Origin of the sequence: Micromonospora foliorum (assembly GCF_022229015.1) — a bacterium.
Taxonomy (GTDB): Bacteria; Actinomycetota; Actinomycetes; order Mycobacteriales; family Micromonosporaceae; genus Micromonospora; species Micromonospora foliorum.
This window is the reverse complement of the sequence record NZ_JAKKFF010000394.1, coordinates 1-6,390: the sequence shown is the minus strand read 5'-3', so window position 1 is coordinate 6,390 and position 6,390 is coordinate 1. Positions and strand designations below refer to the sequence as shown.

The 6,390-nt window shown below is 73.3% G+C and carries 6 protein-coding genes and 1 pseudogene; all 7 read right to left on the bottom strand.

Annotation, left to right across the window (positions count from 1 at the left end; translation table 11 throughout):
* The coding region (locus tag PSH25_RS25475; protein WP_308193736.1) for a biotin/lipoyl-containing protein at positions 1 to 470 on the bottom strand (470 nt) is incomplete at its 3' end.
* On the bottom strand, positions 463 to 1,476 hold the full coding sequence (locus tag PSH25_RS25470; protein WP_238661467.1) for an alpha-ketoacid dehydrogenase subunit beta: 1,014 nt from the start codon (positions 1,474 to 1,476) through the stop codon (positions 463 to 465). The genes PSH25_RS25475 and PSH25_RS25470, both read right to left, overlap by 8 nt.
* Complete coding sequence (locus tag PSH25_RS25465) at positions 1,469 to 2,407, bottom strand: thiamine pyrophosphate-dependent dehydrogenase E1 component subunit alpha (protein WP_238661466.1); 939 nt, start codon at positions 2,405 to 2,407, stop codon at positions 1,469 to 1,471. The genes PSH25_RS25470 and PSH25_RS25465 overlap by 8 nt, the downstream gene beginning before the upstream one ends.
* Positions 2,404 to 2,652: a phosphopantetheine-binding protein gene (locus PSH25_RS25460; protein WP_238661465.1), complete on the bottom strand. Its 249-nt coding sequence runs from the start codon at positions 2,650 to 2,652 to the stop codon at positions 2,404 to 2,406. The genes PSH25_RS25465 and PSH25_RS25460 overlap by 4 nt, the downstream gene beginning before the upstream one ends.
* Positions 2,645 to 4,528, bottom strand: a complete 1,884-nt coding sequence (locus PSH25_RS25455; RefSeq protein WP_238661464.1) for an HAD-IIIC family phosphatase — start codon at positions 4,526 to 4,528, stop codon at positions 2,645 to 2,647. Before PSH25_RS25455 ends, PSH25_RS25460 begins: the two co-directional genes overlap by 8 nt.
* 81 nt (positions 4,529 to 4,609) lie before the next feature.
* Positions 4,610 to 5,641, bottom strand: coding sequence for a 3-oxoacyl-ACP synthase III family protein (locus PSH25_RS25450; protein WP_238661463.1), 1,032 nt, complete (start codon positions 5,639 to 5,641; stop codon positions 4,610 to 4,612).
* A pseudogene (locus PSH25_RS25445) lies at positions 5,638 to 6,390 on the bottom strand (hypothetical protein); the annotation flags it as partial. The gene PSH25_RS25450 and the pseudogene PSH25_RS25445, both read right to left, overlap by 4 nt.

Genomic DNA, 6,390 nt, shown 5'->3' with positions numbered 1-6,390 from the left:
GCCACCACCACCGGCTCGGTCGTCACCGCGGGCGCCGCCGACCGGTCGGCCAGCAGACGTTCCACATCGGTACGCCGCACGACCGCCTTGCCGAGCGCGCGTAGCTCGTCGTCACCGAGACCGTGTGCGGCGGCCAACTCCCGGGCCGAGTCGGTGAGCACCGGCCCGCCGGGGTGGGCGTCGGACGCCGGCCCGGCCGGGGCGACCGTCGAGGCGAGGAAGCGCTGCCGGGCCTCCTCGCTGTCGAAGACGTGGCCGATGACGTCGCCGGGGGCGCACTCCTGGTTGACCTCGGTGACCCGGTGCAGCACGCCGGTGTGGTCGCTGAGCAACTCCTCGGCCGCCTTGGAGGTCTCCACCTCGGCGATCGGCTCACCGGCGCGCACCTGCTCGCCGTCCGCGGCCAGCCAGTCGATCAGCACGTACGTCGTGTCGTTGTTGTTGAGCTTGGGAACGACCAGGTCAGTCACCGCTGACGACCTCCTTCACGGCCCGGTGGATGTCGGCGTCCTGCACCAGCACGGTGCGTTCGAGATGCGCGGCGGTCGGGATGACGCTGTCGGCGGAGTGCACCAGCCGCACCGGTGCCCGCAGGGCGCCCCAGAGCCGCTGGTGCACGACGTGCGCCAACTCCGCGCCCCAGGTGCCACCGGCGGTGCTCTCCTCGGCGACCACCACCCGGCCGGCGCGGGCGATCGGTGGCAGCAGGGTGTCCGCGTCCACCGGCCAGAGCCGTGACGGCACCAGCACCTGGCAGACGATGTCGTCGCGCAGCAGCAGCTCCCGGGCCACCGACACGGCCCGCGCGGCCAACCCGCCGGGTACGACGAGCACACAGTCGGCCTGCCCCGGGTCGTCCACCCAGATCCGGGCCACGTCGGCGTCCGGACCGATCAGGTCGTAGCGGAACAGCTCGTCCACCACGCCGTCGGCGTACATGCGGGTGGTGTAGAGGACCTTGTCCTCGAAGAGCAGCCCCGGCCGCCCGGTGGCGAGCATGCCGGCGAGGACCGTCCGGTTGTCGTGGAACGGCGACACCTCGTGCAGGCTCAGGCCGGGGATGCCGACGAAGTGTTTCTGCGGGCTCTGGCTGTGCGTCGGCCCGTACCCCCGGTTGCCGCCGGTGGGGCAGCGCACCACCAGTCGGATCGGCACCCGCCGGCCGTACATGGCGGTGGACTTGCTGGCGAAGTTGAGGATCTGGTCGAACGCCAGCGCCACGAAGTCACTGAACATGATCTCGACGATCGCGCTCTGCCCCGCCAGCGCCAGGCCCCCGGCCACGCCGACGATGCCTCCCTCGCTCAACGGGGTGGACCGCACCCGGTCCGGCCACCGCGTCGACAGCCCCCGGGTCACCTTGAACGCCCCGCCGTACGGGTCGACCACGTCCTCCCCGAGCAGTGTCAACCCGGGATCGTCGGCCAGCAACGCGTGCAACGCCTGGTTGAGGTTCTCCACCACCCGCTCAGCCACGGTCCGCCTCCGCCCAGCGACTCGCCGGTCGGCCGGTGACCTCCCGGACCACCTGCGCCACGTACGCGCGTTGCCGCTCGTCGTGCGCGGTGAACTGCTCCGGGTACGCCTCGGCGTAGCGGGCGTACCAGTCGTGCGCCTTGGCGTACGCCAGCTCGTCGGGGCGGCGGTTGTCGTCGCCCTTGCTGTGCGGCCCCACCCGGTGGGTGAGCAGCTCCACCACGTACGGCGTGCAGCGTTCGCGGACCCGGCGCAGCACCGGCCCCAGCGCGGACCGGACCACTGCGGTGTCGGTGGAGGTGACCCGGAGGTGGTCCACCCCGAACGCCCGGGCCCGCCCGCCGATGCTGCCGGCGAGCTGCGCGGTGGTCGGCGTGGACTGGGCGATGCCGTTGTTCTCCACCACCAGTAGCAGCGGCAGCCCCCACAGCGCCGCCATGTTCAGCGCCTCGTAGACCGCGCCCTCGCCCCAGGTGCCGTCGCCGAGGTAGACCAGCGCCAGCCGGCCCGGCTCGGCGCGCTTGAGGTGCAGCGCCACTCCGGCGGCCACCGGCGCGCTCTCGCCCTGCACCCCGGTCGACAGGTAACGGTCGCGCAGGATGTGCTGGCTGCCGCCGACCCCGTGGCAGACCGCGCCCTCGCGTCCCATCACCTCGGCGAGCAGCCCGTGTGGGTCGTCGAACCGGGCCAGGTAGTGGCCGTGGCCCCGGTGGTTGCTGAACACGAAGTCGCCGTCGGTGAGCAGGGGACGCAGCGCGACCGGCACGTACTCCTGGCCGAGGCAGGTGTGCGTGGTGCCGTGCAGTTCGCCCCGGCCGAACATGTCCAGCAGCGACAGCTCGAAGTGCCGGATCAGCAGCAGCAGGTCCAGGTCGACGTCGGCGAGCCGGGTCGGCGCGGTCGGCGGCGCCTCGGTGCGGGTGGCGGTCACCGCGCTGCCCCGTCCAGCTCGCCGGCTACCAGGCCGACCAGCTCGCCGACGGCGGTCACCGCCAGGTACGCCCGCAGGTCGAGCCGGACCCCGAGTTCGTCCTCAAGCGCGGCGAGCAGCCGCAGCGCCTCCAGGCTGGTCCAGTTGGTGAGCGTCGCGAACCGGACATCGGGCGAGAGCCGCTCGGCCGGTACGTCGGCGACCTGTTCGATGAGGTCCGCGACGGTGGTGAACAGGTCAGGCACGGACGTCTCCCTCCTCCAGGGCGATCCACGCCGGCAACAGCCGGGGCGGTGGGTGCAGTGGCAGCACGTGCCGGGTGGTGCCGTCCTGTTCGGACGCCATGGTGAAACCGGTGGCGGGCCAGACCGCCCCGCCGGGCTTGTTGCGGGTGGTGGGTCGGAACAGCGCCTCCAACCGGGTGGCGCCGGTCGAGCCGGCCAGCTCCGCCACCCGGTGCAGCGCGGCCTGTTCGACGCCGCGGGAGAAGACCCGGCAACTGAGCACGAAGTTCTCGATCACCCAGGCGTCCCGGTCGCTCCGGTCCAGCCACACGCCGCCGACCAGCCCTTCGGCGCCGAACCGGTCGGTGACCTCGACGGTGAGCACCAGGTGGTCGGGTGAGGCGGCGCGCTGTCGGGTCTGCGCCTCGGTGTGCGCCCGCTCGGTCATGGTGAACTGGTTGGTGCGCAACCCGAGCTGGGCGACCCGGGGCAGGCTGAGGTCGTCCACCGGGCGGACGGTGACCCGCAGTTTCAGCTCGTGCAGGTAGTCCGCCGCCGAGTCGAAGGTGGCGGCGAAGCGTTCCCGGCCGCTGCGGGCCCGGTACAGCTCGGTGCGCTCGCGGTCGGTGGCGCCGGTGGCCAGCACGGTGAAGTGCCCCTCGGCGAGCAGTCTGCCGGAGAAGCCGGCCGGGTCGCCGGCCAGCTCCACCACCCGTACGGCCGGCAACTCGTGGCGTACCAGCTCGCACTCGAACGGGCTGTCGTCGGCGAACACCACGGCGTCCAGGCCGAGGTTGAGGGTGTTGGCGAGCTGACGCAGGTTGTCGTCCTTCCGCCCCCAGTTGACCGCCTGCGCAACGAAGTCGTCGGCCCGCAGCAGCAGATCCGGGTGCTGTGCGAACGCCTCGGTCACCACATCGGGGTCGTTCTTGCTGCACACCGCCAGCAGGACGCCCTGCCGGCGCAGCGCCAGGGCACGTCGCTGCACGTCCCGGTGGCAGTTGCCGGGGTAGTCGGCGCCCAGCATGATGCCGGCCAGCCCGTCGTCGCCCAGCACGCCCGCCCAGAGCGTGTTGTCCAGATCCAGCGCGAGCACCTTCGCCGTCCGACCCAGGACCGCCCGGCAGAAGGCGGCGGCCTCGTGGGCGTAGCGGCGGTCCACTGTGGGCGTCCAGGCCATGCTGGCGAACCGGTACAGGCGCTCGTCGCGCACCGGGCCGTCGTGGTCCACCAGCAACGTCTCCAGGTCCAGGGTGTACGTCGTGTCCCGCTCGCCCAGCTCCAGCAGTCGCCCGTTCAGCTCCCGCCAGACCCGTCCCAGTGCGGCCCGGCCCCGGAAGCTGACCAGGCTGCGGTGCTCCAGCGGGGACAGCGGCACGGTGTGCAGCAGCAACGCGCCGTCGCTGCGGGCGGCGTAGCCGCGAACGGCGGCCTCCAGCACGGCCGCCCGCTCGCCCAGCGCGTCGGCCAGGCCGCCCAGGTCGCCGGGGTCCCACTCGGCGGGCAGGAACCAGCCGTCGTGCAGCAGGCAGAGCGTGACGTCCGGCCGGAACTCGGCGAGCGCGGAGCCCGGGTCGCTGAGGTCGAGGACCACCTGGTCGAAACCGGAGACGTGGATCTCGGCGGCGATACCGATGCGCAGCAACGCCACCCGCAGCAGTGGCTCGACAGTGCCCGGGGTGAACGTGCCGGTGATGGCGACCCGCAGCGGCCGGAGCGGGAAGTTCGGGCTGGCCAGTTTCTCGGCGGGCACGTCGGCGAGCAGTCTGCCGGCGGACGCGACGGTGGTGACCGCCGCGTCGTCCAGGTGGACCAGGCCGGGTGCCAGCTCCGGGTCTCCGGGCGCGTCGGGACGGCGTAGCCGGCGGATCCGGAGGAGGACCTCCTCGACTCTCATTCCGTCTTCCTTCCTCTCCCCGCCGGGCGGGGTCGTTGTCGGCGGGCCGGTCACGGCGCCGCCGTCGGTGGACACGGCCGGTCAGACCCGCAGCAGGGTGCAGACCCAGTGCATGCCACTGCCGGTGCTGGTCAGGGCGACCAGATCCCCGTCGGTCAGCTCGCCGGTGCCGAGGTGGTGCTCCAGCCCGATCAGCTGGTCGGCGCAGCCGACGTGGCCGTGGGTGAGGGCCAACTCGACGTTGGTCCGCTCCAGCTCCACGCCGAGGTCCTTGGCCAGCTCGGCGAACTGGCGGGCGTTGTCGTGGAAGTGCAGGAACCGGCGGACGTCGGCAAGCGTCACGCCGGCCCGGCCGCAGGCCGCCTCCACCACCTGCCGGTTGCGCTCCCGGATGGTGGCGACGAAGCCGAACATCTTCCGCACGTCACCGGCGAAGAACTCGTTGAGCCGGTCCGCCGGGTCACCGACGCGGGGAGTGTCGCCGTCCGGGGTGAACGGCCGCGCCGCGCCACCGACCGGCATCCGCATGAACCCCGCGTACCGGCCGTCGCTGATCGTCTCGGTCGCCAGCCAGCGGCACCGGCCGTGGTCACGGACCAGCACGGCTGCCGCCGCGCCGTCGGAGAAGATGCTGGTGTTGACCTCCATCCGGTTCCAGTACGGCTCAGCGACCCGGTTCGCCCCGATCAGCAGGGCGGTCCGATACTCCGGGTGGGTGGCGAACCGGCCGGCGACCGTGTCGAACGCGGCCACCCCACCGCCGCAGGCCTGGTTGAGCAGCACCGCCTCGGCCCGGTGCGCGCCGAGCCGCGCCTGGGTGTGGGCGGCCGGATCCCAGTAGAGGTACTCGGCCAGGTCGGGAATGGCCAGCACCACCAGGTCCACGTCGGCGGCGGACAACCCGGCCCGGTCCAGCGCGGTGCCGCCGGCCACCACCGCGAGGTCGGTGACCCCGACGCCGGGCCCGGCCCGGTGAAATCCCCGGTACTCCCAGGACCGCACCCGGTCCAGATCATCGGTGTACGCGGCGGCGGCCGCCGCCACGTCGACCTGCTCGCCGAGGACGTGCGCCAGGGCGGCCACTCCGACGCCGACCGGCGGTGGCGCGATCATCGCCGCACCGCCGTGACCCGGTCCGCCGCCGCCGTCGTGTCGGCGCCCTCGCCGGCACGCGCGGCCCGCAGCCGGACCCCCGGATCGGCGGGTACGACCGCGTCCAGGTCGGCCAGGAAACGTCGGGCCGTGCCGTTGCGACCGGTGTCGGTCCAGCGGACCAGCACCTCGTCCGCGCCGGCCAGCTTGGCGCGCCGGGTCAGCTCCCGGAGCACCGCCGCTTCGACGCCCTTGCCGAGCACCGGGCAGGAGAGCGAGAAGACGTCGACCGTCCAGCGCGGCACGGACCGGTCGAGCGCGACAAGCCCCGATGTGCCGTAGTCGCCGAGCCGGTCACGTACCCGGACCGCCAGCAGGTCACCGGCCCGTTCGGCCAGCGCGGCGGCCGGTGGGGCCGGGGCCAGGGCGAAGTCGTGTGCCCGGGCGACCACCTCGGCGACCTCGGCGACGGCGTCGGCGGTCACCGGCCGGTAGTCGACCTGGACGTCCAGGCCGGCCACGAAGTCGTCAAGCGACAGCGCGCTCGACGCGGTGGTCGGCACGGGTGTGCCACCGCTCCAGCGTCGGCTGGGCAGCCGGTGGGTGAGCCCCGCCGCGCGCAACTCGTCCGACCAGTTTCCCGATTCGGCGCCGAGCGGCACGCGTCGTGGCACCGGATTCCCCTCGGTGGCGCCGGCGCCGGCCAGCACGAGCTGGTTCGGCGCGACGTCCAGCTCGGCGGCGATCTCGGCGAGCTGGTCGGCCAGCGG